This window comes from Pseudonocardia sp. McavD-2-B, assembly GCF_024124365.1.
GTDB lineage: Bacteria > Actinomycetota > Actinomycetes > Mycobacteriales > Pseudonocardiaceae > Pseudonocardia > Pseudonocardia alni.
On the sequence record NZ_JAMXSG010000517.1, the window covers coordinates 1 to 1,418 of the forward strand.

Annotated in this window: 1 protein-coding gene; it reads left to right on the plus strand. The window is 77.8% G+C overall.

Annotation, left to right across the window (positions count from 1 at the left end):
- Positions 1-1,144, plus strand: a 1,144-nt coding sequence (locus NH602_RS30820; protein WP_253069687.1) for an alpha/beta hydrolase, incomplete at its 5' end; no start/stop codon positions are given.
- Positions 1,145-1,418 lie beyond the last annotated feature (274 nt).

Genomic DNA, 1,418 nt, shown 5'->3' on the forward strand with positions numbered 1-1,418 from the left:
CGAGCGCGCCACGGCCGCCGCGAGCACCGCCGCCGACCCCGCCGTCCCCGGCGGCGCCCCGCTGCCGACGCTGATCGCCGAGGCGAGGGCGCTGACCGAGGGCTGCGCGGCGCACCGGACCCCGGCGTTCCTGGCGAGCCTGTCCACCGACAACGTCGCCCGCGACCTGGACCGGCTCCGCGCCGCGCTCGGCGAGAAGACGATCACCTACTACGGCATCTCCTACGGCACCGTCGTCGGCCCGATGTACGCCACCCTGTTCCCGGACCGGGTCCGGCAGATGGTCCTCGATGCGCCCGTCGACACCACGTTGTGGACCGGGGACTCCCTGGAGTTCCTCGACGAGGTCGCCGTCGCCAGCGAGCGGACCCTCGACGCCTGGTTCGACACCTGCCGCGCGGAGGGCACCGCTGCCTGCCCGTTCGGCGACGGGAACCCGGCCGCCGCGTTCGACGCCCTCGTCGCCGGTCTGGAACGCAGCCCCGCCCCGGCCCGGGCGGTGGAGGGTCTCACCCCGGCCGGCGTCGTCGACGGCGCGATGCTGCTGGAGACCGCCCGCGGCGCAGCGGGTGACCGCGCCCTCTGGCCGGTGCTGACGACGGCGCTGACGACCGCGCAGCAGGGTGACGGCACCCTCGCCCACCTGCTCTACCGCACCCTGACGGTCTCACCGTTCGGTGTCCCGACCGCGACGCAGGAGCAGCACACCGCGGTGCGCTGCGCGGACTGGAGCACCCCGGCCGACGTCGGCGCGCACACCGCGGCCGCCGAGCGGGCGGTCGAGCACGCACCGCGGATCGGCACCCGCGCCGCCTACAGCGCGCTGGCCTGCGCGGTGTGGCCCGCGCCGAACACCGACCGGGTCACCGCGCCGCTGACCGGCGCGGGCGCCCCGCCGGCGTTGGTGGTCGGCGGCCGGCTCGACCCGGTCACCCCCCACACCTGGGCGGAGCGGACGGCCGACACCCTGGAGCAGGCGGTCCTGCTGACCCGTGAGGGTGTCGGGCACGGCTCGTACGGCACCGACCCCTGCGTCGACGCCGCGGTGGAGGCCACGCTGCTCGACACCACGCTCCCGGCGGCGGGCACCGTGTGCACACCGCCGCCGGCCACCACCCGTCCCGGGGCGGTCCCGGGCGGCTGAGGTCAGCCGTGCGCGAGCACGGCGAACAGGGCCGGCACCAGCACCGTCACCCCGGTCGCGAGCTCCGGCGCGGTGGTCAGTTCCAGCAGCCCGGCCGTCCCGGTCGCCGGCCGCCGGGCCTCACCCCCGCACCGCGGCCGCGAGGGCCGCGAGGTCGTCGGGATGCATCCGGGCCGGGCCCGGCTCCGGTGCCGCGGCGCGCAGCCGGTCCCGTTCCGCGGCGAGCCCGTCCCGCTCCCGGCGGGTGTCGTCGAGCCGGCGGGTCAGCTCCTCG